The following is a 24,862-nucleotide window of genomic DNA, read 5'->3' on the forward strand; positions in this document are numbered from 1 at the left end:
CGTCACCGCCCGTCCGCGGCGCGCGCCAGCGCGACGACCGTCTCGGGCGTCAGCGGCAGGCGGGTGATCTCGGCGCCGAACGGCGCCAGCGCGTCGGCGACGGCGTTCGCCACCGCGGGCGGCGCCCCGATCGCGCCGCCCTCGCCGACGCCCTTGTAGCCGCCGGGGCCGGGGGACGGCGTCTCGATGTGGCCGTACTCGATGTCGGGTATCCCGGCGGCGGTGGGCAGGAGGTAGTCCATGAAGGTGGTGGCGACCGGGTTGCCTTCGGCGTCGTAGGCGAGGTGCTCGCAGAGCGCGTTGCCGATGCCCTGCACGACGCCGCCCGCGATCTGCCCCTCCACGACGTTCGGGTTGATCATCGGGCCGCAGTCCTCGCTGACGATGTAGCGCAGCAGGGTCACCGCGCCGGTCACCACGTCCACCTCGCAGGTGCACAGGTGGGTGGCGTTGGCGTAGATGAGCGGGTGCTCCGGCCGGTAGCGGCCGGACGCCTCCAGGCCCGCGGGCACTCCCGGCGGGAGGCTCTCCGGCTGGAAGTAGGCGGCGGAGGCGATCTCGGCCAGCGAGACGCCCGCCTCCGGCACGCCCCGGACGCGGGCGCGCCCGCCGTCCAGCTCGATGTCGCCGGGGGACGCCTCCAGCCGGTGCGCGGCGATCGCGGCGATCCGGTCCCGCAGCACCGTCGCCGTCTCCGCGACGGCGCCCGCGGTCATCGAGCCCGACCGGCTGCCGGCCGCGCCGCCGCCGAACGGGGTGACGGCCGTGTCGCCCTGCACCGTGTTGACGTCGGCGATGTCCACGCCCAGCGCGTCGGCGGTGAGCTGCACGACCGTGGTCTCGATGCTGTTGCCGCTCGACCCGCCGGAGACGTAGACGTTGACCTTGCCGGACGGCTCGATCCGGATCGTCGCGCCCTCGGTGGCGTGCAGCCCGACCGCGGCCGAGGTCGGTTCCACGTAGGTGCAGGTGCCGACGCCGAGGTACCGGCCTTCGGCGCGGGCCCGCTCCTGCTCGCGCCGGAACGCCTCGTAGCCGAGCATTTCGAGGGCCTGCTCGAACGTCTTCAGCGGCGAGATGCCGTCGTAGGGGATGCCGCAGGGATTGGTGTAGGGCAGCTCGTCGCGGCGCAGCAGGTTGCGGCGGCGCAGCTCGGCCGGGTCGAGGCCCATCTCGCGGGCGGCGGCGTCCAGCAGCAGTTCCCGCGCGAGCGACTCGAACTGCCACGGCCCGCGGTAGGCGGTGCGGCCGCAGGTGTTGGAGAACACCGACGTCGTCGCCCACGCGGCCTTCGGGACGCGGTACGGGCCGGGGAAGAACATCCCGACCGCGGCGGACGTCCCGACCGGCCACGGCGCAGGGTAGGCGCCGACGTCCTCGACGTAGTCGAGCGCGGCGGCGAGGATCGCACCGTCGTCGCCGAGGGCGATCCGGACGTCGCCGTGGGCGTGCCGCGACATGCCGGCCGACTGCAGGTTCTCCCGCCGGTCCTCGATCCACTTCAGCGGGCCCGGCACCTTGCGCGCGGCCAGCATGACGCACATGTCCTCACGCTGCGGGATCACCTTCTGCCCGAAGCCGCCGCCGGTGTCGCGCATCACCACCCGCACCCGCTGCTCGGGCAGCCCCAGCAGCCGGGAGCAGAACAGCCGCACCTCGTGCGGGGACTGCGTCGCCGCCCAGATCGTCAGCTCGCCGGTGGGCGCCGACCACTCGGCGATCATGCCGCGCGTCTCGATCGGGACCTGGCCGCAGGCCTGCTGGCGGATCGTGTGCCGCACGACCACGGGCGCTTCGGCGAAGACCGGCTCGACCTCCTCGAACGGCGCGCCGGGGAACTCCCCCGCGACGTTGCCCGGGTAGCCGGCGTGCACCAGCTCGCCGGACTCCCCCGCCGTGGCGTAGTCGACGACCGGGGGCAGCGGCTCGTAGTCGACGGCCACCAGCTCGGCGGCGTCCTCGGCGACGTAGCGGTCGGTGGCGACCACCATCGCCACGGGGTCGCCGGCGAACCGGACCTCGCCCTCGGCGAGCGGTGGCCGCGGGGTGTCCGGCACGTCCTTGCCGATCAGCGTGTACCACTGCTCGCGGACGTCCGGATTGAGGTCCGCGGCGGTGAACACCGCCTGGACCCCGTCGACGGCGAGCGCCTCGGCCGCGTCGACGCCCAGGATCCGGGCGCGGGCCAGGGGGCTGCGGACGAAGCAGGCGTGCAGCATCCCGGGCCGCACCACGTCGTCGACGAACGTGCCGTGGCCGGTCAGCAGCCGCGCGTCCTCGACGCGCGGGACCCGCGTCCCGGCGTAGCGCGCCGCGGCCGTCGTCACGCCGGTCACGGGCGCACCGGCCCGGGTGTCCGGGCGGACGGGGTCGGCTCACTCAACGGAAGTCCTCCCTGTGCGGTTGCCTGTCGTACTGCCGGTCGGTCGGTCGGTCGGTCGATAAATGCTGAGCACTTGCTTAACATTCGCCCGAAAAGGCGGTCAATACCCCTTCCGAACAGGGCATATGCGATGTTTGCGGCATGGCGGAATGGGCTTCTCGCGCGGCCTGCAGCAATGGCCGGACGGGAGCCTCGGACGAATTCCGGATCAGCGGATCCGGGTGCGGTTCACAGGCGGGATTCGACCGGTAAGGAGGTTCCGGCCGAGGCGGCGGCCTCGAATGCGCGGATCATGGCGTCCTGGGCGAACGAAGCGATCAAGCGGCCCTCCTCGGTCAGCACCTGGCCGCGGACGAAGCCCATCCCCGCCCCGGCGTAGGTGCTCTCGTGGTGGTAGCGGATCCAGCCGTCCCACTGGACGGGCTCGTGGAAGTGCACCGCGATGGACAGCGGCGCGGTGGACACGGTGCGGTGCGCCTGGGCGGTGCCGATCCCGGGGTGCGGCCGCATGGCGGTGGAGACGGACAGGTGGCCGGTGAAGTGCGCCAGCAGCGCGCGGCGCAGGTCGTCGCGGTCCGGGACCGGGTCGTAGTGGAGCCAGGCGTCGAGCAGCGGCGGGCCCACTTCGGCAGGACTGTCGGGGTCGGGGACGTCCGCGATGCGCACCCGGCGGCCGGGCAGCGGCAGGTCGGCGGGGTAAGTGTCCTGCGGGCCGGCGACCGGCGGCCCCGTCCAGCGGTCGTGCCTGATGACGTCGGCCGCCGGACGGTCCAGCAGCAGCTGCGCGGTCGTGCGGATCCCGCCGGCCTGCGCGGCCGTGACCGACGTGAACGCGAACGAGCGGCCGGACCGCACCGGCGTGACGGTGAAGTGCAGGGGCTCGTCCGGGCGGATCACCGAGGCGAACAGCACGTGCGCCGAGCGGACGGTGTGCTCGGGCAGGGCCTTGGCGGCGGCGACAATGGACTGGGCGAGGACCTGGGCGCCGTCCATCACCCGCCGGCCTCCGCCGCCTTCGCCGACGCCCACGAAACGGAGCCCGCCGGAGCCGTCCGGTTCGACGTCGAAGAGGCGGATCAGCCGTTCCAGCGTGGGCCCGGTCATGGCCGTACTCCCGTCAAGAAGAGCGCTCTTGATTTCGGATAATCGATTTCTGTCAGACGGTAACGGGATTATCATGAGGTCATGGCCCTTCGCGCCCGCCCGGATGCCCGGGGGGCGGCCACGGGGTCGCTCGCGACCTCGGCTGAACAAAATCGGAGAATGTGTATTGTCTTGCTGCCGAGTTCACCTCACCCGGGCACGAAACGCAAGAGGCGGAGCGGCACGGAGTCACCGGATCGCGGCCGGTTCCGGCCCGCCGTCAGCGCGCGGGCGGCAGTCCGAGGGCCGGGGCGATCACATGGTCGACATAGCCGTGCAGGAAGCCGAGGTCGACGGCCTCGCCCAGGTGGATCTCGCTGCCCAGCGTCCCGATCAGCATGTACTTGACGTAAGGAAGGGCCGGGCAGCCGGCGGCGACCTCGCCGCGGTCGACGGCCCGCGCCAGGATCGCGTCCAGCGCGGCGAGGCCGGGTTCGACGACGGCCTCGCGGACGGCCGCCCGCAGCCGCGGGTCGCGGTGGACGGCCTGGGCCACCGCCCGGTTCATCCCGTGGTCCATCGCCGCCACCAGGTGGTACTGGGCGACGTACGCCTTCAGATCGTCGCGCAGGTCCCCGGTGTCGATGCCGTCGACGTCCAGGGGGCCGAGCGACCGCACCGCCGCGATGACCAGCCCGGGTTTGCCGCCCCACTGCCGGTAGATGGTGGCCTTGCTCATCCGGGCCCGGGCGGCGACCGCCTCGACACTCAGCGCCTCGTAACCGACCTCGCGCAACCGGTCGAGCACGAGCGCGAACAATTCGGCCGCACGATCGGGCGAGATACGGCTCCGCCGCTTCACCGCTCGGTTGGCATCCGGGTTCACATTCTCTCCCGCGGATCACTCAGTTCGGCCAGTAAACACGGCGCGTTCCGCTCTCTACCATCGGCTTACCTTAAGAGAACGGTAGCGTTTCGCTAATGGAGTGATCATGCCAGAGATGAGCCGTCGTGCCCTGCTGGCCGGCGCCGCCGCCACCGTGGGGCTCGCCGCCGCCGGGACGCCCGCGGCCCGGGCCGCCGCACCGCGCCGCGTACCGGTGACGCGCGAGGAGCACCGCACCGTCATCATCGGATCCGGGTTCGGCGGGGGCGTCGCGGCCCTCCGGCTCGCGCAGGCGGGCGTGGAGTGCCTGGTGCTGGAGCGCGGCGTCTGGTGGCCCACGGGGCCGGGCGCCGAGACGTTCCCGCACGCCACGTCCCCGGACAAGCGGATGTTCTGGCTCGGCTCGACCCCGACCGTCTTCGGGATCCCGGCGGACCCGTTCCCGCACTACACCGGGCTGCTGGAGCAGGTGCCCGGCAACGGGATGGACATGATCGTGGCCGCCGGCGTCGGCGGCGGGTCGCTGGTGTACCAGGGCATGACCCTGCAGCCCGCCGAGAACGTGTTCAACGCGAACCTGCCCGAGCAGCTCGACTACGCCCGGATGGACCGGATCCACTACCGCCGCGTCGCGCGGATGCTGCGCATCGAGACCGCGCCGGACGAGCTGATCGCCAGCCGCACCTACAACCCCTCGCGCATCTTCGCCCGCGACGTCGAGCGCGCCGGGTACCCCGTGTCGAAGATCCCGATGCCGATCGACTGGACCTTCGCGCTGCGCGAGCTGAAGGGCGAGATGAAACCGTCCTACACCAACGGCGACTGCGCCCTCGGAGTCAACAACGGCGGCAAGCACTCGGTCGACGTCACCTACATCGCCGCCGCGCGGGCCACCGGCCGCGTGACCGTCGCGACGCAGCACAACGTCACCGACGTCGCGATGGCGAAAAACGGCCGCTGGCAGGTGTCCGTCGACCGGATCGCCACCGACGGGACCGTGCTGGAGAAGAAGATCATCACCACCGCGGCCCTCGTCATGGCGGCGGGGACCGCCGGCACCACCAAGCTGCTGATGCGCGCGTCGGCGAAGGACCAGATCCCGGACATGCCCGACGGCCTCGGCACCGGCTGGGGCTCCAACGGGGACCGCATCTACCTCTGGACCGACTTCGAGGACGACTTCGGCGCGCCGCAGGGCGGGCCCGTCGTCTACGGCACCTTCGACTGGGACGACCCCGGGACGGCCAACACCGTGATCCAGGCGTCCCTGCCGCCGCTGCCCAACATCCGCTCCACCATGATCGTCGGATACGGGGTGAGCAAGGGGCGGGGCCGCTTCGCCTACGACTCCGCCAAGGACGACGCCGTGCTGCAGTGGCCGAAGGGCGCCGACGACACCCTCTACAGGCGGATCAACGAGCGCGTCACCGCGATCGCCGGTCCGCGGTCGGTGCTCACCGACACGACCGGGGCCTACCCCTCCACCTGGCATCCGCTCGGCGGTGCGTCCATGGGCACCGTGTGCGACCTCGCCGGCCGGGTCAAGGGCCACCGCGGCCTCTATGTGCTCGACGGCGCGCTGCTGCCCGGCACCGCCGCCGCCTGCAACCCGTCCATGACGATCGCCGCGGTCGCGGAGCGCGCGACCGACGACCTGATCGCCGAGGACGTGGGCGCGGTGTTCTGACGGGCTCTCGTGATCAGCGGTACCGGCGGGCGATGCGGCGCCGGTGGGCCGCGGGCGAGCCGAACAGGGAGCGGCTGAGCATCGCGCGCTTCAGGTAGGCGTGGACACCGCTCTCCCAGGTGTAGCCCATGCCTCCGTGCAACTGCATCGCCTTGCCCGCGACGTCCACCGCGGCCTCGCAGGCGTACGACTTCGCCATGGACGCCGCCACCCGGCTTTCGGGATCGTCCGCCGACAATGCCCGCGCGGCGGCCTCCACGAGGTGGCGGGACGCGGTGACCTGGACGAACATGTCAGCGCACGCGTGCTTGACCGCCTGGAACGAGCCGATGGGACGGCCGAACTGCTCCCGCACGCCCGCGTAGGCGACGGTCGCGTCCAGCATGGCCTCGCTCAGGCCGAGGCTGTCGCAGGCGACGGCCACGGCGGCGCGATCATGCAAGCGGAGGAAGGCCGCCTCGGGGTGTCCGGCGAACCGCCGCACCGAGTCCCCTTCCACGACCGCACCGTCGGCGGTCACGCGTCCGAAGCGGCGGGTCGCGTCGAGGAGCGGCTGAGCGGTCACACGTATCCCGGCCGCGTCCGGACCGGCGTCGACCAAGACGGGCTCGCCGTCGGATGCGAGCGCAGGCAGCAGGAGCCGATCGACCTCGACCGCGTCGGGCACGAACTCCGCGCCGCCGTGCAGCAGCAGCCCCCGTGGCGAGCGCTCCAGGCGGAACGATGGCTCGGCGGTGCCGGTGTCGCCCGCCAGCGCGACCGCTGGCACGGCGGCCCCCGATGCGATGTCGCGCAGCAGCGCGTCCCTGCCCGGCCCCGGTTCCAGGAGGCGCAGCGCTCCGACTCCGAGGACCGCAGCCCCGAAGTAGGGCGTGCACGCGGCGGCGCGTCCCATCTCCTCAAGGACGACGGCGACCTCGGCGAAGGTGGCGCCGGCGCCGTCCAGCGGTTCCGGCACTTCGAGGCCGGGCCAGCCGGAATCGGTGATCGCCTTCCAGGCTGCGCGGCCCCGCCCGGCCTCGCCGAGCAGGTCGCGCGCCACGGCGCGCAGCTCGTCGTGGGCGTCGGAGAACTCGGAGGTCATCGGCCCGCGCCCGGGTCGCGCGGCAGTCCGAGGCCGCGCTCGCCGATGACGGTGCGCTGGATCTCGCTCGTCCCGCCCGGGATCGTCCACTCCCACGAGCCGATGAAGTCCAGCGCCCACGCCCCCGACTCCCATCCGCTGGACCGGGGCTTGCGCAGCTCGGTGTGGGCGGCGGGCCCGGCGATCCCGGCGCCGAAGCCGGTCAGCCGCTGGAGCAGCTCGCTGTAGAACAGCTTGACGACGGAGGCGTCGGCCGGGCCGGACGTGCCCGCGTCATGGCGTTCCACCAGGTCGCGGCAGAGAGCGCGCAGAGCGGTCAGCTCGGTCTCGAACGCGGCCAGCCGGTCGGCCACGAGCGAGTCGTCGACGGGGCGCACGCCGTCTGGTCCAGGACGGGTGCACGTCTCCACCAGCCAACGGAAGCCGGCGTTGCCGAGCCGCTCGGCCAGCTCCAGCATCGTCATGCCGCGTTCCGCTGCCAGGGTCGCCTGCGCCACCCGCCAGCCGTCGTTCTCCCGTCCGGCGAGGCCGGTGCGGGGAATGACGACGTCGTCCAGGAAGATCTCGCAGAAGTGCGACTCTCCGGTGGCCTGCCGGATGGGGCGGACGTCGATCCCGGGCGTGGTCATGTCCAGCAGGAAGCAGGAGATGCCGCGCCGCTTCGGCGCCTCGGGACCGGTGCGGGCGAGCAGCAGGCACCAGTCGGCGTGCGCGGCGCCGCTCGCCCACACCTTCTGCCCGTTGACGACGTAGCCGTCGCCCTGCCGGCGGGCGGTGGCCGAGAGCGCGGCGAGGTCGGATCCGGCGCCGGGCTCGGAGAAGCCCTGGGCCCAGATCTCGCCGTCCAGGATGGCCGGGAGGTGGCGGCGGCGCTGCTCGTCGGTCCCGGCGGCCAGCAGCGTGGCAGCGGCGTGGTGGATCGCGACGAACGCCAGGACGAGCCTCGGCGCGTCGTGGGCGGCGAGCTCCTGGTGGAGCACGATCTGCTCGGCCACCGGCATCCCGCCGCCCCACTCGCGCGGCCAGTGCGGAACGGCGAACCCGGCACGACGCAGCTCCTGGAACCACGTCTTCTGGAAGCCGGCGAACTCCGCATCCGAGACGCCCGTCTGGGCTCGCCGCCAGTTCGCGGGAATGTGCGCGCGGCACCATCCGCGCACCTCGGCGCGGAACTCATCGAGATCCCCGGTCACCGCGCCGCCCGCTCGGGTGCTCGGTCGACCGGTGCTCGGTCGACCGGTGCTTCGCCGTACGGACCGGTCAGGCCGCGCCGGCCCAGCCGGCGCGTCAGCCGGTCGCGCGTCCCCGACAGGCCCAGCGGCAGGCGCCGCAGCGGCTGGCTGTAGCGGGACAGCCACGACAGGAACGCCTCGTCGCAGAAGCCGATGGCGCCGTGCAGCTGGTGCGCGACGCGGAAGACGACGTCGGCCGCCTCGACGGCCGCCAGCCGGAGCGCGAGCGCGTCGTCCACCGCCTCGTCGCGGCCGTCCTGGACGCTCCAGAGCGCGTACTTCGCGAGCACCTCGACCCCGCTGCGCTCGACCTCCGCCTCGGTGAGCTGGAACCGCACGCCCTGGAACCGCGCGAGCGCCTGCCCGAACTGCTCGCGGACGAGGACGTGCTCGCGGGTCAGGTCGATCGCCCGGTCGAGCATCCCGAGCAGGGTCCAGCACGGCAGGACCAGGCCGAGGGCCAAGTCCGGCGCGCCGTCGCCTCGGACCGGCCGCAGGTCCAGTTCCGTGACGAACGCGGACGTGCGGGGCGGTGCCTCCGGCGACCGCACGACGGCACCGCCGCGCAGGCCGTCCAGCGTCACCGCCGCCCAGCGCAGGTCGAGCCCCGCGACCGCCCCGGCGGGACGGGCGCCGTCGACCACGAGCAGCCCGCCGGCGTCGGGGCCGGCGGGCCGGCACAGCCGCTCGGCCACCGGGAACGGGACCGCGAAGCGGCCGGCGGCGCGGCACACCGCGGCCGCCGCCTCCAGTTCCCGCGCGTCGCCGCGGGGATCGAGGCCAAGCGCGCCCATCTCGTCCAGCACCGGCCCGACGAGGGACGCCCGGCGCCCGGGCTCGGCTTCGGCCTGGCGGACCAGGTCGTCCCCGCCGGCCGCCTGGAACGCACGCAGCGCCTGCCGCCCGTACTCGGCCGCCTCGTCGCTCAGGTCGATGTTCATGAGGCCAGGAGCGAGCGGGACAGCAGGATCTGCTGCATCTCGATGCTCCCAGACGCGACCGTGGAGGCCCGGGAGTAGCGCCAGTGGTCCTCCACCTGGAGGCGGAACCGGCGGGCCCGCGCGCCGTCCGGCGCGGCCGACGCGACGATCTCCGTCAGCACGTCGGCGCTGTCCTGGTCGAGCCGGGTCACCGCGATCCGGTACGCGGCCGCGTCCGCGGGCCGCACCGTGCCCGCGTCCTGCTTCGACACCACCTGGTAGGCCAGCAGCCGGGCGCGCCGGCAGTGCGTCAGCATCCGCGCCCACCGCCCGCGCAGCTCGTCCGGGAGGTCGTCCCAGCGGTCGCCGAGGACCTGCGGCGCCTCCTGGAGCAGGCGCTCGCACCGGGCGTAGCGGGCGATGCCGACGCGTTCGAACGACAGCACCTCCTGCACCACGTCCCAGCCCCCGTCGACGGCGCCGAGGACGTCCGCCTCCGTCACCCGGAGGTCGCTGAAGAACACCTCGTTGAGGTGGTGCGGCCCCATCATGGACGCGATGGGCCTGACCTCGACGCCCGGTGCGTCCATCGGCACGAGGAAGATCGTCAGGCCGTGCTGCCTGCGCTCCCCCGTCGACGTGCGGGCGAGCAGGAAGCACCACTGCGCCATCGTCGCGTAGGACGTCCAGATCTTCTGGCCGGAGACGCGCCAGCCGTCGCCGTCCCGCCGGGCGGCGGTCCGCAGCGCCGCGAGGTCGGAGCCGGCGTCGGGCTCGCTGAACCCCTGGCACCAGATGACCTCGCCGCCCGCGATCGGCGGCAGGTGCCGGCGCCGCTGCTCCGCCGTGCCGTGCCGCATGATCGTCGGCCCCACCCAGTTGACGCCCATGTACTGCGCGCCCCTCGGCTCGTGGTGCGCCCACATCTCCTCGCGGACCACGGTCTGCTCCCACACCGAGGCGCCGGAGCCGCCGTACTCCCCGGGCCAGGCGAGGCACAGCAGCCCGCGCTCGGCGAGCAGGCGGCAGAAGCGCTGCGCCGCCTCCAGGTCGGACGGGTCGTCGGTGAAGGCCCCGAGGAACCCGGGCGGGACGTGCTCGGCCACCAGCCTGCGCAGGTCGCCGCGCAGGGCGGTGGCGGCCTCGCCCATCGTGAAGTCCATGCCGACGACGCTATTTCAATCATTGTAAGGATTGCAATACTGCCTTTGGTTATCCGGTCACGCTAGACTCCCCGGGTGACGACCGCCCGACGCAGCCGAGTCCACCAGCACCGCATCGCCGAGACCGTCGCCGGCGAGCTGCGCGGCCGCATCCTCGCCAGCGGCTACGACTACGCCCTCCCCACCCAGGACCAGCTGGTCAAGGAGTTCGGCGTCAGCTACCCCTCGGTCCGGGAGGCCCTGCGCATCCTGGAGACCGAGGGCCTGGTGACCGTCCGGCGGGGCAACGTCGGCGGCGCCGAGGTGCACCGTCCCGACCAGTCGTCGGCCGCCTACCACCTCGGCCTCGCGCTCCAGGGCGACCGGGTGTCGCTGGGCGACCTGGCCGCCGGGCTGCGGATGCTGGAGCCGCTGTGCGCCGCCGAGTGCGCCCGGCGCGAGGACCGCGCCGAGGCCGTCGTCCCGGTCCTGCGCGCCAACGTCGAGGAGTGCGCCGCGCTGGTGGACGACGGCGTCGCGTTCACCCAGACCGCCAGGGAGTTCCACGACCTCCTCGTCGCCTTCACCCCGAACGCGACGGTCCGCAACGTCGTCGGCAGCCTCGTCGCGCTGTGGTCGGCGCAGGAGGAGACCTGGGCCGAGGCGCTCACCCGGCGCGGCGAGTACCCGACCCGGGACGAGGCGATGACGGCCGTCCGCACGCACCGCCGGATCGTCGACGACATCGCGGCCGGGCGCGCCGGGGAGGCGGAGCGGATCGCCTGCGCCCACCTCACCGCGACCCAGTCCCTGCTCCTGGAGCGTTTTGACGACGGCATCGTCAACGCAGCGTCGCCCGCCGCCCGGCACGCGATCCAGTCCGGTCCGCGCGCGCGGCACTGACGGCCCGCTACCGGGCGGTCCAGCCGCCGTCGACGACGATCGTCTGCCCCGTGACGTAGGCCGCGGCGTCTCCGGCGAGCCAGACAATGGCGCCGACGATGTCGTCCGCGCCGCCCTCCTTCGGCAGCGGCGTGTTGCGGCGCAGGTACTCCGACGGGCGCTCGTTCTCGTAGAGCGGGCCGGTGATCTCGCTGCGGAAGAAGCCCGGCGCCACCGTGTTCACCCGGATCGAGTGCCGCGCCCACTGCACCGCGAGTTCGGCGGTGAGGCCCGACAGGCCCGCCTTGCTCGCCGCGTAGGACGCCTGCGGGATCCCCGGGACGCCGACCCGGCCGCTGATGGACGAGACGTTGACGATCGAGCCCCGGCCTGCCTCGCGCATGTGCGGGAAGACCCCCTGCGCCAGCAGGAAGGGTGCCACCAGGTTGAGATCCAGGGTCGCGCGGACGGCGTCGAGCGGTTCGAATTCGGCGCGCGCCTCGGTGAACATGGCCCCCGCGCAGTTGACGAGGATCTCCGGCGGGCCGAGGCGCCCGGCCACCGCGGGCACGACCGACCCGGCCTGCGCGGGGTCGGACAGGTCGCAGGCGACGGCCACGCCGCCGATCTCCGCGGCGAGCGCGTCCAGCCTGTCCCGGCGGCGGGCCACCGCACCGACCCTGGCGCCGGACGCGGCCAGGGCGCGGGCGGCCGCGGCGCCGAGCCCCGACGAGGCCCCCGTCACGATCGCCACCCGGCCGTCCAGGCCGAACATGTCGCGGCTCATCGGCCACCTGGCGTGTGCTTGTGGACGAGGTCGGCAAGCCCGTCGCGCCGCACCTTCCCCATGGCGTTCACCGGCAGGGCGTCGACCCGGGTCCAGATCTCCGGGATCTTGTAGGGGGCGAGCTCCCGCCGGCACGACTCGGTGAGCGCAGCGACGTCCAGCCGCGCGCCGGCGCTCTGGACAACCGCGGCCACCCGCTGCCCGAGGCGGTCGTCGGGCACTCCGCACACCGCCGCGTTGACGACGCCGGGATGCGTAAGGAGCACCCGTTCCACTTCGAGCGGGTAGACGTTCGCGCCGCCCCTGACGATGACCAGCTTCTTGCGGTCGAGCACGGTCAGCCATCCGTCGCCGTCGACCGTGCCGACGTCGCCGGTGGGCACGGGGCCCGGCTCGGGCGGACGGACGCGGCCGCGCTCCCAGTATCCGAGCAGCGGCGTCCAAGCGCCCGCCCAAGGGCCCGACACCGCGCCGCTCAGCCGCAGCTCGCCCAGCTCACCGGCGGGGAGGCGGCGGCCCTCGTCGTCGTAGGCGGCGACGTCGAGGTGGGGCAGCGCCCGCCCGCTCGCGCGCGGGCGCCACCGCTCCCCCGGCGGGTCGATGGACACGACGGTCGGCGCCTCGGTCAGGCCGTAGGTGGCCCGGGGCGCGAGCCCGTGCGTCGCGGTGAATGCCTCGCGCAGCGCGTCGGAGGTGTCGCCGCCCCCGCTCCACACTTCCTGGAGCGGGCCGAGGCCGAGTTCCGGGCGCCGGGCGAGGTCGTAGAGCTGCGCGGGGGCCCCGTTCCACACCGTGACACCGCGCTCGGAGATCCATCCGGCCAGGCCGGCGGCGTCCCGCCGGTCCGTGATGACCGAGCAGCCGCCGGCCTGCGCGGCGAGCAGGGTCGACAGGACCATGAGGTTGAGGATCGTGAGCGGGAAGCCGTCCCCTTTGCGCAACTCCGGGCCCCAGCCGCGGGCGGCGGCGAGCACGGCGGCCGGCAGGAGCAGGTTGCGCTGGCTGTGCACGACCGCCTTGGGACGTCCCGACGTCCCGCTGGTGAACGCGATCCCGGCGGGGGCGTCGATGTCGGGGGCGACCTCCGGGGCCGCCTCGTCCCCCGCCATGAGCCGCGCCCACCGGTCGGGGTCGACGCGGCCGGGCGCGTCGAGCCGGCAGCGCGGTCCGGCCAGGACGACCGCGGGATCGCAGATGCCGTGCAACTCCTCCTGCTCGGCCGGCGCGAGCGCCTCGCCGATGCCCGTCCACACCGCTCCGATCCGCTGGGCGCCGTGGAAGGCCGCCACGATGTCCAGGTCGTTGGGCAGGCACGCGGCGACGCGGTCCCCGGGCCGGACTCCGAGCGACCACAGCGCGCCGGCAGCCCTGCGCGCCCGGTCGTCGAGTTCGGTGTAGGACCAGGTGCCGGAGGGCGCATCGATCGCGGGGGCGTGGGGCCGCGCGGCGAGCGGGGCGTCCAGCGCCGCGGCGATGGACGGCGGAGGGGCGCTGCCGGCGTCGGGGCTCCTCATGACGCCCTTGATATCATCATCCTTGTAAGGATTGACAGCATCATCGGGATACAGCACGCGAACCCCCTGGGAGCGGCCGATGCCAGCCGAACGCGGACACCGTCCCGGCCCGCTGTCGGGAGTGCGGGTCGTCGATCTGACGGCCATGGTGATGGGCGCGCACTGCACCCAGGTCATGGCCGACATGGGCGCGGACGTGATCAAGGTCGAGCCCCCCGCCGGCGACAACACCCGGTACATCTCGGCCGGGCCCGAACCGGGCATGGCCGGCGTCTTCGCCAACGTCAACCGCGGCAAGCGCAGCGTGGTGCTGGACCTGCGATCGGACGAGGACAGGGACGCCCTCCGCGGGCTCGTCGAAGGCGGCGACGTCTTCATCCATTCGATGCGCGCGCGGGCGATCGCCGGCCTGGGGTTCGGCTACGCCGACGTGGCCGCGATCAACCCGTCGATCGTCTACACCAACTGCTACGGCTACGGCCGCCGCGGACCGGGCGCGGGCCGCACCGCCTACGACGACACGATCCAGGCCGAATGCGGGCTGCCGTCCGTCCAGGAGCGGCTGACCGGGGAGGCCGGCTACGTCGGGACGATCATGGCCGACAAGGTCGCCGGGATAACGGCGCTGTACGCCACCGTGATGGCGCTGTTCCACCGCGAGCGGACCGGCGAGGGGCAGGAGGTCGAGGTCGCGATGTTCGAGACCATGGCCGCGTTCATGCTGGTCGAGCACGCCAACGGCGCCATGTTCACCCCTCCCCTGGGCCCGGCGGTCTATCCGCGCGCGGTGTCCCGGAACCGCAGGCCCTACCGCACCAAGGACGGCCACGTCTCCGCGCTCGTGTACAACGACAAGCAGTGGTCGGCGTTCGTCGGGGCCGTCAAGCCGGAATGGGCGGGCGAGCGTTTCGCCACCCTCGAACAGCGGGCGCGGCAGATCGACACCGTCTACGCGCTGCTGGGCGAGACCTTCGCGCAGCGCACGACGCGGGAATGGCTCGAACTGCTCTCGTCGCTGGACATCCCCGCCGCACCGGTCCGCACGCTGGACGAGCTGTTCGACGACCCGCACCTGAACGCCGTGGGCTTCTTCGAGACCGTCGACGGCCCGAACGGGCCGGTGCGGTTCCCCGGCACGCCGGCCTGGTTCTCGCGGACGCCGGGCCGCGTCGCCGGCCCCGCGCCGCGGCTCGGCGCCCACACGGCGGAGGTGCTGGACGCGCTGGGACGCGGCGGTCAGGAGGCGGCCTGGCCGGGTTCGTAGCCGAGCACGCCCTTGGTCTCCAGGTAGTCGTGGAAGCCCGCCTCGCCCCATTCGCGGCCGTTGCCGCTCTTCTTGTAGCCGCCGAACGGGCAGCCGAAGTCGAAACCGTCGTTGATGGAGACCCAGCCCGCCCGGATGCGGCGGGCCACGGCGCGGGCCGCGTCGAGGTCGGCGCCGGCCACGTTGCCGGCCAGCCCGTACTCGGTGTCGTTGGCGATCTCGACGGCGTGGTCGACGTCGTCGTAGCCGAGGATCGCCAGGACCGGGCCGAAGATCTCGTCGCGGGCGATGGCCATGTCGCTGGTGACATCGGCGAACACGGTCGGCTTGACGTAGTAGCCGGTCTGCAGGCCGTCCGGGCGGCCGGTGCCTCCGGCCACCAGGGTGGCGCCCTCGTCGATGCCCTTCCGGATGAGCGCCTGGACCTTCTCGAACTGGGCCCGCGAGGCCACCGGGCCCATCACGACGTCGTCGCCGGGGTCGCCCACGGTGACGCCGGCGGCGGCCTCGCGGGCGACGGCGGCGGCCTCGTCCATGCGCGACCTCGGGACCAGCATCCGCGAGAGCGCGCTGCAGGTCTGCCCGGAGTTGCCCATCATGACCGTGACACCGCCGGCGACGTTCCCGGCGAAGGCCGCGTCGTCCAGGACGATGTTCGGGCTCTTGCCGCCCAGCTCCTGGGTGACCCGCTTGACCCCGGGCGCGGCGTTCCTCGCGACCTCGACGCCGGCGCGCACGGACCCGGTGAAGGAGACCATGTCGACGCCGGGGTGGGACGAGAGCGCCGCGCCGGCGCCGGGCCCGTCGCCCTGGACGAGGTTGAACACCCCGGCGGGGACGCCCGCGGCGTCCAGGATCTCGGCGAAGATCCGCCCGGCGGACGGGGCGATCTCCGACGGCTTGAGGACCATCGCGCAGCCGGTCGCCAGCGCCGGGAACACCTTCACCGCGATCTGGTTGAGCGGCCAGTTCCAGGGGGTGATCAGCGCGCAGACGCCGATCGGCTCCCGGACGACCAGGGTGGCGCCGCGCCGCTCCTCGAAGGCGAAGTCCTCCAGGATCTCGATCGCCTTGGCCAGATGGCCGGCGCCGAGCCCGACCTGGAATCCGCCGGCGAGCGACGCGGGCGCGCCCATCTCCTCGGTCAGGGCCGCGGCGAGGTCGCCGGACCGCTTCTGGTACGCCTCCTGGATGTTCCGCAGCACCTCCGCCCGGTCGGCGGCGCTCGTCCCGGACCAGGCGCCGAACGCGGCGCGCGCGGCGGCGACCGCCCGGTCCACGTCGGCGGCGGAGCCGGCCGCCACCCTGCCGCAGACCTGCTCGGTCGCGGGGTTCACGACGTCGAGGACCCGCGACGGCTCCGGGCCGGCCGGGTCGGCCGGGTCGGCCGGGTCGGCCGGGTCGGTCCATTGCCCGCCGATGTAGAACTTCAGGCATTCCCGCATGGCCGTCACTGCATCCCTTCCGCGTACCAGGTCCGGAATTCGGCGTAGCTCGGCATCTCCTCCGAGTTCGCCTTGGGGTCGACCGCGACGTGGACGACCGCCGTCTTCCCGCTCGCGTAGGCGCGCTTGATGGCGGGGGCGATGTCCTCGTCGCGGTCGACGTACTCCCCGTGGCAGCCGAAGCCCTCGGCGACCTTGTCGAGCCGCGTTCCCGTGCTCCAGTGCACCCCGGGCATCCGCGCCTCCTGGCCGAAGGTGCGCTTGTAGACGCCCACCTCCAGGCCCCAGGCATGGTCGACGGCGACGACGCAGACCAGTGGCAGGTCGAGCCGCGCCGCCGTCTCCAGCTCCGCGATCTGGAACAGGAACGACGAGTCGCCGGTGATCAGCATCAGCGGCCGCGCTCCCCCGTCGGCCACCCCGGCGCCGACGGCGTAGGGCAGCCCGGTCCCGAGGTGGCCGAAGTTCTGGTTCCACAGCACGTCGTGCGGCTTGGCCTGCGAGTACGTCCAGCCGAAGATCGTGGTGGCGCCGCCGTCCCGCACCATGATCCCCTCCGGCGGGAAGGCCCGGGTCGCCTCGACGACGAGCCGCGCGGGGTGGACGGGCGACCGGCCGGACGGGGCCGACTCCGCCAGTTCCGCGAGCCGGGCCGCGTCCTGCTCGATCCACCCGGCGAGCTGCGGGGACGGCGTGCGCGGCGAGCCGGCGAGGGCCTCCACGAGCTGCGGGACCACCGCGCGCAGGTCGCCGACCAGCGGGACGTCGACGGGGCGGTTGACGCCGATCGCCCCCGGGTCCTGCTCGATGAGGATCCACGTGCGTCCGGCCGCGTTCTCCAGCCAGTGCCGGCCCCGCCCGTAGTGGACGGGCTCGCCCAGCTCGGTGCCGATCGCCAGGCACAGGTCCGACCGCACGACGGCGTCCACGGCCGACGGCGAGAACCCGTAGGACCAGGTGCGGTCCTCCAGGCCCTTGATGTAGGAGGTGCCGCCGGACGTCTGGATGACAGGGCAGGCCATCAAGTCGGCGAGCTCCTTGACCTGCTCCCCCGCGCGGGCGGTGTGGACGCCGTGGCCGACGAGGAGGATCGGCTGCTCCGCCGCGCGGACGGCCGCCGCCGCCTCGGCGATCCTGTCCGGTCCCGCCGTCTGCCCGACCAGCCGGTACGTCTCGGGCGGCGCCGCCGGCGGGACGTCGAGTTCCTCCTGGATCACATGGGACGGGTACTCGATGTAGACGGGTCCGGGCGTGCCCGACAGCGCCTTCCGCAGCCCCTCGCGGATGATCTCGTCGGTCTGGTCGGCGTACTCGATGCTGGCGGCGTACTTGACCGACGGCGCGAAGAGCTCGGACTGCCGGACGAACTGGATGCGGCCGCGCCGCACCCGCTGCTCGGTGATGCGGGCCCGCTGCCCGCCGAGGAAGACGACGGGCGAGTTCTCGACCTTGGCGCACATCATCGCCCCGGCCATGTTCGCCATGCCCGGGCCGAGCGTGCCGACGCAGACGGCCGGCCTGCCCGTCATCCGCGACACCGCCTCCGCCATGAAGCCGGCGGACTCCTCGTGGTGCGGGGCGACGACGTCCCAGCCGCGCTCCTCGGCGAGGTGGAAGAGGTGCACGAAGTTCGGGTCGGGTATCCCGAAGATCGTGCCGATCCCCTCCGCCTCGAAAAGCTGAAGGACGCGTTCGTAGACCTTGACCGCCATCGCGGCTACCTCTCCCTGGCCATGGTGAAGCTTTTGCTGATGTGGTCGACGTGGGCCGAGGGGACGACCGGCAGGATCCAGGGGTCGCGGGTGTCGCGGATCGCCGCGATCCGCTCGCCGACCTCCTCGATCGTCCAGGACGGCCGGTGCACGCCCGGGGTCTCGCCGACGAAGGCCCGCGCCACCCGCCCTGCGATCGACACCAGCATCTCCCCGGTGACCGTGCAGGACTCGTGCGCGAGCCAGCCCACGGCGGGCGCCGCCAGTTCGGGCTCCATCGGCGGGTAGGCCGAGGTGTCGATGCCCGCGGCCATCCGCGTGACGGCGGCGGGGACGATGGCGTTGCACTTCACGCCGTGCTCGGCGCCCTCCAGCGCGACCACGTTGGACAGGCCGATCACGCCCGCCTTGGCCATCGCGTAGTTGGCGACCCGGTGGTTGCCGTACAGGCCGCCGATCGACGAGGTCAGCACGACGCGGCCGTACCGTGCCGCGCACATCGCGGGGAACGCGTGCCGCACGACGTTGAAGGCGCCGCGCAGGTGGACGTCCAGGACGGCGTCGAGGTCGTCGGGCGTCATCTCCGCGAGCGGTGCCGGACGGTGGTTCCCCGCGTTGTGGACCAGCACGTCGATCCGGCCGAAGCGGCCGAGGGCCGCGCCGACGATCGCCTGGCCGCCCCCGAACGTCGCCACGGACGCGTGGCTGGCGACGGCCTCGCCGCCGGCCGCCTCGATCTCCCGGACGACCTCGTCCGCCGGACCGGGGTCGGTGCCTTCGCCGCTCACCGCGCCGCCCGGGTCGTTGACGACGACCTTGGCGCCCTTTGCGGCGAGCAGCCGGGCGTAGGCCCGCCCGAGTCCCCGTCCACCGCCGGTGACGACGGCCACCCGGCCGTCGAACCTGAGGTCAGCCATGGGCCATGCCCTCCATGTCGCCGGCGTCGCGCCATGCCTGAAGCAGGTCCTCCATGGCGTAGAAGCCGGGCCAGTAGGGCTCGCCGAGATGCGATCGGATCTTCTTCTCGCCCTCGCCGTTGTAGTAGCCGGGCGTGCATTCCCGCTCGAACGTGCTGTTGTCGACCGCGGTGTCCTTGACGGTCCTGCACCACCGGGCCTGGGCGTCGGCGGTCGGTTCGAGGGTCGTGGCGCCGCGCGCCAGCGTCTCGCCGATCAGGTGGGCGATGTGCCTGGCCTGCTGCTCGAACATCGCCGTCGTGCTCGCGGTGACGCCGCCTTGCAGGAACCCGGTGAAGAACAGGTTGGGGAAGCCGTGCGTGGTGATGCCGTGCAGCGTGCGGTAGCCGTCGGCCCAGTGGTCGTACAGCGACACGCCGCCCCGGCCGGTGAAGGGCCGGATGCCGAAGCGGCGGTCGAGGTCGGTGGTGATCTCGAAGCCGCTGGCGAAGACGATGCAGTCGACCTCGTGCTCGACGCCGCAGGCCATGACGCCCTTCGCGGTGATGCGCTCGACGCCCTTGGTCTGCGACACGTCGACGAGGGTGACGTTCGGGCGGTTGAAGGTCGGCAGGTACTGGTCGTTGAAGCACGGCCGCTTGCACAGGAAGCGGTAGTAGGGCTTGAGGATCTCGGCCGTCTCCGGGTCGTCGACGAGGGCGTCGATGCGGCCGCGCAGCCGCTCCATCACCCGGTAGTCCACGAGTTCGCGCAGCTCCATGAACGTGGCGGGGTCGGCCATCGCGGCCCAGCCGTCCGTCTCGTCCAGGTGCGCGGCCAGGTTGCGGCTGATCTCCGTCCAGCCGTCGCACACCAGGTCGGGCTGGCCCGGCCCGAACGCCTCGAACGCCGCGGTGTGGAAGCTGCGGCGCCGCTCCTCCTGCCAGCCCGGGCGCAGCTTCTCCGCCCACGCCGGGTCGGTGGGGACGTCGCCGCGCTCGTCGATGGTGGACGCCGTCCGCTGGAAGACGTACAGGTGCTCGGCGGCGCGGGCGATGTGCGGGATCACCTGGATGCCGCTCGCCCCGGTGCCGATGACGGCGACCTTCCTGCCCGCCAGCCCCCGCAGCCCGCCGCTCGTGTCGCCGCCGGTGTACTCGTAGTCCCAGCGCGCGGTGTGGATGGTGTGGCCCTCGAACTCGGTGATGCCGGGGACGCCGGGGAGCTTCGGGCGGTTGAACGGCCCCTGGCACATGACGACGAAGCGGGCCCGGATGCCGTCACCTCGGTTGGTGCCGATGCGCCAGCGCCGGATCGACTCGTCCCATTGGAGGGAGGTGACCAGGGTGTGAAAGAGCGCGTTGTCGTAAAGGCCGAAGTGCTTGGCCATGCGACGGCTGTGCTCGTACGCCTCGTCCCCGAAGGCGTACTTCTGCTTCGGCATGTACCCGACCTCTTCGAGCAGCGGCAGGTAGCAGTAGCTGTCGGTGTCGCACTGGATGCCGGGGTAGCGGTTCCAGTACCAGGCGCCGCCGAAGTCGCCGGCCCATTCGACGACGCGCAGGTCAGTGACGCCGGCCTGCTTGATCCGCGCCGCGGCGACGAGGCCCGCGAAGCCGCCGCCGAGGACGACCGCGTCGACGTCGCCGGCGACCGGTTCGCGGGGCTGGACCGGCAGGTACGGGTCGGACTCGTAGAAGTCCGCGAAGTCGCCCTCGGTCACCAGGTACTGGCCGCGCCCTTCGGGGTGCAGGCGCTTGTCGCGCTCGGACAGGTACTTCTCCCTGAGGGCGTCGCGGTCGACCTCGGGGGTCCGCGTCGGCGCGCATTCGTGCAGCATCCGAAGACTCCTCGGCTCGGGGGCGGTGGCTCTCAGGCGAGGTCGCGCGGCGCGCCGGTGCCCATGTACTCGGCGAGGTTGCGGTGCAGGTTCACCACGCTGCGCTCGCGGTAGGGATTGGGCTTCGGCCCGGAGAAGCCGCGCGACTTCATGCCCTGCTGGACGGCCGCCATGTTGGAGAAGTCCTGCGGCAGGACGGTGCGCCAGCCCGGATCGTCCTCGGGCGTGTGGATCCACTCGGTCTCGGGCTCCTCGCCGGGCGGGAACAACTCGTAGACGGCGGCCTCGAAGACGCACCTGTCCGGGTCGTGCCCGTACGGCCGGAACCGGTAGCAGAGCATGTTGTTGGGCGCGTGCCCGATCTGGAAGTTGGGGAAGATCTGCCAGGCGGTGCCGGCCTTGGCGGTGATCTCCGGCGGGACGGACGGCCAGACCACGCCGCGCTCGGCGTCCTTCGCGCGGGCCGTCGACAGCCAGTGGGCGAGCACCTCGGGCGCCGGGGTGCCCTCGGGCAGGTCCTTGACCAGCTCCTGCGCGACCTCCACCAGCGTCCACGTGGTGTTGGTGTTGGCGTTCTCCCAGGTGAAGCGCTGCAGGTCGGCGGTCGACACGCGCGGGTCGTCGCCGGTGCCGAGCCGGAGCTTGGCCTGGTTCTCGTCCATGCTCTTGGGCGCGTCGTAGCCGATGTTGCTGTGCCTGCCGTGCGACCTCGCCCAGCCGAGGAACCCGCCGAACTTCATGAACTCCGGGTGGGTGTAGGGGACGTGGTAGGTCTCCATGAACGCCTCGAAGGCGACCTTCCAGTTGCAGTCGAAGACGAGCCAGCGCCGCCACCGGTAGCGCATGTTCTCCAGCTGGAAGGGGTCGAGCAGGGAGGCGGCGGGTTCGAGGTAGTCGCGCAGCGGTTCGCAGTCCGGGTCCATGTTGATCCAGATCCAGCCGCCCCAGGTGCCGACCGCGACCTGCTTCAGCGCGATCCGCTCGTCGGTCAGCCCGCACGGCCAGTCCTCGCGTTCGGGGACGTGGGTGCAGTCGCCCTCGATGCCGTACCGCCACCCGTGGAATCCGCAGACGAACTGGCGGCCGTGGCCGCGGGCGTCGTGCGCGCCGGGAGGGGTGTCCACCAGCCGCCGGCCGCGGTGCGAGCAGACGTTGTGGTAGCCGCGGAACCGGTCCTTCGCCGTGCGCACCACGATGATCGAGTCGTCGGCGATGTCGTAGGTGAGCCAGTCGCCGGGCTCGGGCAGCTCCTCGACCCGGGCGGCCTGCTGCCACACCTTGCTCCACAGCCGGTCGCCCTCGGCGCGGGCGTACTCCTCCGAGACGTAGGCCTCCACGCCGATCGTCATCGGCTCCGACAGCGGTTCGGCGAGGGCGGCGTCCGGGACGTTCTCGAGGGTCTCGCTCATGGCTTCTCCGTCAGTGCGTGATGGCGGCACGAAAGCCCTCGTCCTTGAGGAAGAGGGACGTGTTGTCGGAGCCCAGATGGGTCCATTTGAGGTCGAGGCCGCCGTCGACCAGGAGCGTCTGCCCCGTGATGTAGGACGACAGGTCCGACAGCAGGAAGAGGACGGCCCCCGCCTGCTCCTCGGGACGGCCGCGCCGCCCCATCGCGATGGCGCGGCGGTCGCGTTCGGCGTCCTCGTCGACGTAGGTGCCGGACGCCGGGGTCTCGGTCACCCCGGGCGCGACGACGTTCACCCGGATGCCGTCCAGCGCCAGTTCGACGGCCAGGGTGCGGGTCGCCGCCACCAGTGCCGCCTTGGCCGTGCCGTAGGCGATGTGGAACGGCGCGGTGTTCATGCCGCTGATCGACGACAGCGAGACGATCGAGCCCGGACGGCCCCGCGCCTTCAGCTCGGCGGCGACGGCCTGGCTCATGAAGAACATCGTCTCCAGGTTCTGGTGGAGCAGCGCCCGCCAGTCGTCGCGGGTGACGCGCGTGGCCGGCATCCAGGTCGCGGGGGCGGCGCCGCCCGCGACGTTGACCAGGCCGTGCAGGCCGCCGCCGGCCTTGGCGGCGTGCTCCATCACCGCGGCGACGCCGCCGTCGGTGGACACGTCGGCCGCGACCGGGACGACGGGGAGCCCCTCGTCCGCCAGCGGCCCGACGTGCTCGTCGAGGTTCTCCGGCCGCCGGCTCACCGCGATCACGGTCGCCCCGGCGCGGGCGATCAGGGCCGTCGCCGCGGTGCCGATGCCGCCGCCGCCCGCACCGGCCACGATGACGACGCGTCCGTCCAGACCGAGTCCGTCCAGACCGAGCGGATCGTGCTTCATGCGAGACCCGTCCCTTCCGTGCGGGCTCCGCCGGCGCCGGGATCGCGCAGTGCCAGGACGCTGCCCTCGGCGTCGGCGGAGACGTAGACGGTGCCGTCCGGCCCGGCGGCGACGCCCGCGAACAGGCCCTGGGGCCCGCTGAACGGGACCAGGCCCTTCAGCGGTTTCGGATTCACGCCGGGCGGAGGGCCCACCGGCAGGTCGCGGGCGATCGTCGTCCGGGACCTGCCGTCGAGGCCGGCGCCGACCAGCGTCTTCGCCTCCGCGTCGACGACGTAGAGGGTCTCGCCGCGGACCGCGATGCCCTGCGGTGCCGCCAGCCCGTCAACGACGGTTTCGGCGCCGGAGCCGGTGAGGCGGACGACCCGCCCCGCGCCGGACTCGGAGACCAGGCAGGTGCCGTCGGCGGCGAAGGCCACGCCCATCGGCCGGTCCAGCCCCGACGCCAGGGTCGTCACCTCGCCGCCCCGCACCGACACCACCCGTCCGGCGCCCAGCTCGGCGGCCACTGCGTCGCCGCCTGGCCCGGCCGCCACGCCGTAGAGCCGGTCGAACGGCTCGCTTCCGCCGGCCAGCACCTGGTGCTCGCCGCTCGCGGGCGTCCACCGGGCGATCTGGCCGTTGGAGGTGGTGACGGCGAACGCGCCCCGGCCGATGGCGGCGGCCCCGCGGACGTAGCCGGGCCAGCCGGGGCTGAACAGCATGCCCAGCACCTCCAGGCCCGTGCCGGGCGTGAACCGGTGGAAGTAGGTGCCGTCGGCGACGTACAGGACGCCGTCGCCGTCCACGGTGAGGTCCAGTGGCCAGGTCAGCCCCTCCGGCAGGACCGCCCGGGTCCGGCCGCCTGGAAGGATCTCGGTGATCTGCCCGGTGAAGCCGGAGACGAAGAGCCGGTCGTCCACGAAGGTGAGGTTGTCCAGTCCGGGAGCGACGGTGGCCAGGACGGTGCGCTCGCCGTTGCGGGGATCGATGCGCAGGACCTCGCCGCTGCCCACCTGGGTGGAGACGATGCGGCCCGCGGAGTCGAACTTCACCGCGTCCGGGACGCCCAGGTCCGCGGCCACCCGCTCGGGTTCACCGCCGTCCGGGTCGATCCGCCAGATGTCATTGCCGCCCAGCGTCGGGTAGTAGAGCAGGCCGTCCGGCCCGACCTCCATGGCGTTCGGCATCGGCAGGTTCTCCAGGAGCACCCTGGGCGCGCCGCCGTTCAGGTCGAGTTCCATCAGGCGCCCGCCGAGCCGGCACTCGTTCACGAACAGCCGGCCCTGGTGGAAGGTGATGCCGTTCGCGCCCGGCAGGTCGTCGCGGAGCACCCGGGTGGCGCCGTCCGCGGCGCGCACGCTCACGCGCCCGTCGTAGTACTCGGTGATGTAGAGATCGCCTTCGGGTCCGAAGTCGACGTCGTCGGGCGCGACGACGTCGCCGCCCTGGGCGCTGACCGTTTCCAGGTCACCGGTGGCGACGTCGAGCGCGCTGATCTGGCTGCCGGCCACCTGCGCCACGTAGACCCGGCCGTCCGGGCCGGTGCGCAGGCCGTTCGCGCCGAACAGCCGGCTCGGCGGGACGAGCCGTTCCAGGCTCCACCCGCCGGCGAGGCCGACCGGGGCCGCGCCGGTGTACCGCGCCTTCGAACCCGCCATGCCGACCGACCTCCAGCCGCCTCGACGCTGCGGTTACGTCGATTCGTTCTGCGAGAATCAAACTCTCATCGCGAGCGAATCTAACCAGCAGAGCGGGTGAACGCAATAGTCTTGCAATCCTTGTAATGATGGCTTGGGCGCGGCTACGATCCCCCGAAGACCGGGGGTCCGCCGCCGCCGCAGCG

General features: G+C 73.0%; 19 protein-coding genes. 3 read left to right on the forward strand and 16 right to left on the reverse strand.

Annotated elements, in window-relative coordinates:
- Positions 1 to 2 precede the first annotated feature (2 nt).
- From E1293_RS01645 to E1293_RS01655, 3 genes are all read right to left on the reverse strand, one after another.
- Positions 3 to 2,336 (reverse strand): xanthine dehydrogenase family protein molybdopterin-binding subunit, encoded by a 2,334-nt coding sequence (locus E1293_RS01645; protein WP_207938614.1) that lies wholly within the window; start codon positions 2,334 to 2,336, stop codon positions 3 to 5.
- 275 nt (positions 2,337 to 2,611) lie between these two features.
- Entirely contained in the window at positions 2,612 to 3,487 is an 876-nt protein-coding gene (locus tag E1293_RS01650) for an acyl-CoA thioesterase (protein WP_132193010.1), read from the reverse strand.
- Positions 3,488 to 3,746: 259 nt separating this feature from the next.
- Positions 3,747 to 4,352, reverse strand: a complete 606-nt coding sequence (locus E1293_RS01655; RefSeq protein WP_207938615.1) for a TetR/AcrR family transcriptional regulator — start codon at positions 4,350 to 4,352, stop codon at positions 3,747 to 3,749.
- Positions 4,353 to 4,467: 115 nt separating this feature from the next.
- On the opposite strand from E1293_RS01655, the gene E1293_RS01660 reads away from it, so the two are divergent.
- Entirely contained in the window at positions 4,468 to 6,039 is a 1,572-nt protein-coding gene (locus tag E1293_RS01660) for a GMC oxidoreductase (protein WP_207938616.1), read from the forward strand.
- A 13-nt stretch (positions 6,040 to 6,052) separates the two neighbouring features.
- Here the strand turns inward: E1293_RS01660 and E1293_RS01665 are convergent, their stop codons facing one another.
- From E1293_RS01665 to E1293_RS01680, 4 genes are read right to left on the reverse strand one after another with little or no spacing between them, the layout of a single operon-like run.
- On the reverse strand, positions 6,053 to 7,123 hold the full coding sequence (locus E1293_RS01665; RefSeq protein ID WP_132193014.1) for an acyl-CoA dehydrogenase family protein: 1,071 nt from the start codon (positions 7,121 to 7,123) through the stop codon (positions 6,053 to 6,055).
- Positions 7,120 to 8,316 (reverse strand): acyl-CoA dehydrogenase family protein, encoded by a 1,197-nt coding sequence (locus E1293_RS01670; RefSeq protein ID WP_132193016.1) that lies wholly within the window; start codon positions 8,314 to 8,316, stop codon positions 7,120 to 7,122. Before E1293_RS01670 ends, E1293_RS01665 begins: the two co-directional genes overlap by 4 nt.
- Positions 8,313 to 9,296: an acyl-CoA dehydrogenase family protein gene (locus E1293_RS01675; RefSeq protein ID WP_132193018.1), complete on the reverse strand. Its 984-nt coding sequence runs from the start codon at positions 9,294 to 9,296 to the stop codon at positions 8,313 to 8,315. The genes E1293_RS01670 and E1293_RS01675 overlap by 4 nt, the downstream gene beginning before the upstream one ends.
- The gene (locus E1293_RS01680) at positions 9,293 to 10,438 is read right to left on the reverse strand and encodes an acyl-CoA dehydrogenase family protein (RefSeq protein WP_132193020.1); all 1,146 of its coding nucleotides are present in this window, start codon (positions 10,436 to 10,438) and stop codon (positions 9,293 to 9,295) included. The genes E1293_RS01675 and E1293_RS01680 overlap by 4 nt, the downstream gene beginning before the upstream one ends.
- 75 nt (positions 10,439 to 10,513) lie before the next feature.
- Here E1293_RS01680 and E1293_RS01685 point away from each other — a divergent pair, with 75 nt between their 5' ends.
- The gene (locus E1293_RS01685) at positions 10,514 to 11,320 is read left to right on the forward strand and encodes a FadR/GntR family transcriptional regulator (protein ID WP_132193022.1); all 807 of its coding nucleotides are present in this window, start codon (positions 10,514 to 10,516) and stop codon (positions 11,318 to 11,320) included.
- Positions 11,321 to 11,327: 7 nt separating this feature from the next.
- On the opposite strand, the gene E1293_RS01690 is transcribed toward E1293_RS01685, so the two are convergent.
- Together E1293_RS01690 and E1293_RS01695 are read right to left on the reverse strand one after the other, a co-directional pair.
- Positions 11,328 to 12,086, reverse strand: coding sequence for an SDR family NAD(P)-dependent oxidoreductase (locus E1293_RS01690; RefSeq protein ID WP_132193024.1), 759 nt, complete (start codon positions 12,084 to 12,086; stop codon positions 11,328 to 11,330).
- The gene (locus tag E1293_RS01695; RefSeq protein ID WP_132193026.1) at positions 12,083 to 13,600 is read right to left on the reverse strand and encodes a class I adenylate-forming enzyme family protein; all 1,518 of its coding nucleotides are present in this window, start codon (positions 13,598 to 13,600) and stop codon (positions 12,083 to 12,085) included. The genes E1293_RS01690 and E1293_RS01695 overlap by 4 nt, the downstream gene beginning before the upstream one ends.
- A gap of 79 nt (positions 13,601 to 13,679) precedes the next feature.
- Between E1293_RS01695 and E1293_RS01700 the strand changes: the two genes are divergently transcribed.
- Positions 13,680 to 14,864, forward strand: coding sequence for a CaiB/BaiF CoA transferase family protein (locus E1293_RS01700; protein ID WP_132193028.1), 1,185 nt, complete (start codon positions 13,680 to 13,682; stop codon positions 14,862 to 14,864).
- On the opposite strand, the gene E1293_RS01705 is transcribed toward E1293_RS01700, so the two are convergent.
- From E1293_RS01705 to E1293_RS01735, 7 genes are read right to left on the reverse strand one after another with little or no spacing between them, the layout of a single operon-like run.
- Positions 14,837 to 16,309 (reverse strand): aldehyde dehydrogenase family protein, encoded by a 1,473-nt coding sequence (locus tag E1293_RS01705; RefSeq protein WP_132193030.1) that lies wholly within the window; start codon positions 16,307 to 16,309, stop codon positions 14,837 to 14,839. The two genes, E1293_RS01700 and E1293_RS01705, sit on opposite strands and share 28 nt — an antisense overlap.
- 5 nt (positions 16,310 to 16,314) lie before the next feature.
- The gene (locus E1293_RS01710; protein ID WP_132193032.1) at positions 16,315 to 18,021 is read right to left on the reverse strand and encodes a thiamine pyrophosphate-binding protein; all 1,707 of its coding nucleotides are present in this window, start codon (positions 18,019 to 18,021) and stop codon (positions 16,315 to 16,317) included.
- Positions 18,022 to 18,026: 5 nt separating this feature from the next.
- On the reverse strand, positions 18,027 to 18,938 hold the full coding sequence (locus E1293_RS01715) for an SDR family NAD(P)-dependent oxidoreductase (RefSeq protein WP_132193034.1): 912 nt from the start codon (positions 18,936 to 18,938) through the stop codon (positions 18,027 to 18,029).
- The gene (locus tag E1293_RS01720) at positions 18,931 to 20,757 is read right to left on the reverse strand and encodes a flavin-containing monooxygenase (protein ID WP_207938617.1); all 1,827 of its coding nucleotides are present in this window, start codon (positions 20,755 to 20,757) and stop codon (positions 18,931 to 18,933) included. The genes E1293_RS01715 and E1293_RS01720 overlap by 8 nt, the downstream gene beginning before the upstream one ends.
- A gap of 32 nt (positions 20,758 to 20,789) precedes the next feature.
- The gene (locus E1293_RS01725) at positions 20,790 to 22,166 is read right to left on the reverse strand and encodes an aromatic ring-hydroxylating oxygenase subunit alpha (protein WP_132193036.1); all 1,377 of its coding nucleotides are present in this window, start codon (positions 22,164 to 22,166) and stop codon (positions 20,790 to 20,792) included.
- Positions 22,167 to 22,176: 10 nt separating this feature from the next.
- Positions 22,177 to 23,037 (reverse strand): SDR family NAD(P)-dependent oxidoreductase, encoded by an 861-nt coding sequence (locus E1293_RS01730; RefSeq protein WP_132193038.1) that lies wholly within the window; start codon positions 23,035 to 23,037, stop codon positions 22,177 to 22,179.
- Entirely contained in the window at positions 23,034 to 24,677 is a 1,644-nt protein-coding gene (locus E1293_RS01735) for an SMP-30/gluconolactonase/LRE family protein (protein ID WP_132193040.1), read from the reverse strand. Before E1293_RS01735 ends, E1293_RS01730 begins: the two co-directional genes overlap by 4 nt.
- Positions 24,678 to 24,862: the final 185 nt, after the last annotated feature.

Source organism: Actinomadura darangshiensis (assembly GCF_004349235.1).
GTDB classification, from domain to species: domain Bacteria; phylum Actinomycetota; class Actinomycetes; order Streptosporangiales; family Streptosporangiaceae; genus Spirillospora; species Spirillospora darangshiensis.

Coding starts and splice junctions, on each gene's coding strand:
- E1293_RS01650 (WP_132193010.1), bottom strand. CDS start 3,487: ATGACCGGGCCCACGCTGGAACGGCTGATCCGCCTCTTCGACGTCGAA.
- E1293_RS01660 (WP_207938616.1), top strand. CDS start 4,468: ATGAGCCGTCGTGCCCTGCTGGCCGGCGCCGCCGCCACCGTGGGGCTC.
- E1293_RS01665 (WP_132193014.1), bottom strand. CDS start 7,123: ATGACCTCCGAGTTCTCCGACGCCCACGACGAGCTGCGCGCCGTGGCG.
- E1293_RS01675 (WP_132193018.1), bottom strand. CDS start 9,296: ATGAACATCGACCTGAGCGACGAGGCGGCCGAGTACGGGCGGCAGGCG.
- E1293_RS01680 (WP_132193020.1), bottom strand. CDS start 10,438: ATGGACTTCACGATGGGCGAGGCCGCCACCGCCCTGCGCGGCGACCTG.
- E1293_RS01690 (WP_132193024.1), bottom strand. CDS start 12,086: ATGAGCCGCGACATGTTCGGCCTGGACGGCCGGGTGGCGATCGTGACG.
- E1293_RS01695 (WP_132193026.1), bottom strand. CDS start 13,600: ATGAGGAGCCCCGACGCCGGCAGCGCCCCTCCGCCGTCCATCGCCGCG.
- E1293_RS01700 (WP_132193028.1), top strand. CDS start 13,680: ATGCCAGCCGAACGCGGACACCGTCCCGGCCCGCTGTCGGGAGTGCGG.
- E1293_RS01705 (WP_132193030.1), bottom strand. CDS start 16,309: ATGCGGGAATGCCTGAAGTTCTACATCGGCGGGCAATGGACCGACCCG.
- E1293_RS01710 (WP_132193032.1), bottom strand. CDS start 18,021: ATGGCGGTCAAGGTCTACGAACGCGTCCTTCAGCTTTTCGAGGCGGAG.
- E1293_RS01715 (WP_132193034.1), bottom strand. CDS start 18,938: ATGGCTGACCTCAGGTTCGACGGCCGGGTGGCCGTCGTCACCGGCGGT.
- E1293_RS01720 (WP_207938617.1), bottom strand. CDS start 20,757: ATGCTGCACGAATGCGCGCCGACGCGGACCCCCGAGGTCGACCGCGAC.
- E1293_RS01725 (WP_132193036.1), bottom strand. CDS start 22,166: ATGAGCGAGACCCTCGAGAACGTCCCGGACGCCGCCCTCGCCGAACCG.
- E1293_RS01730 (WP_132193038.1), bottom strand. CDS start 23,037: ATGAAGCACGATCCGCTCGGTCTGGACGGACTCGGTCTGGACGGACGC.
- E1293_RS01735 (WP_132193040.1), bottom strand. CDS start 24,677: ATGGCGGGTTCGAAGGCGCGGTACACCGGCGCGGCCCCGGTCGGCCTC.